This window comes from Methylobacterium sp. A54F, assembly GCF_053346035.1.
This window is the reverse complement of record NZ_JBKFBF010000186.1, coordinates 1-291: the sequence shown is the minus strand read 5'-3', so window position 1 is coordinate 291 and position 291 is coordinate 1. Positions and strand designations below refer to the sequence as shown.

Annotated in this window: 1 protein-coding gene; it reads left to right on the top strand. The window is 76.3% G+C overall.

All coding sequences use genetic code 11. From position 1 onward, the window contains the following. The coding region (locus ACLBXP_RS25900) for an SDR family oxidoreductase (protein ID WP_447670656.1) at nt 1–291 on the top strand (291 nt) is incomplete at both ends.

The following is a 291-nucleotide window of genomic DNA, read 5'->3' as shown; positions in this document are numbered from 1 at the left end:
CCCGTCCCACGCCTCCGTCGCCATGGCCAAGGGCGCGGTCGAGGGCCTCGCCCTGTCGCTCGCCGCCGAGCTCGCCCCGCAGGTGCGGGTCAACGTGGAGGCGCCCTCCCTCACGCGCACGCCGCTGGCCGGGGCCATCACCGCCAACACCGTCCTGGCGCAGGGCATCGCCGGCATGCACGCCCTCCAGAGGCTCGGGGAGCCGGAGGACGTGGCCGCGCTCGCGAGCTTCCTGGTCTCGGAGGAGGCCGCCTACCTGACGGGCCAGATCACCGGCGTCGACGGCGGCCG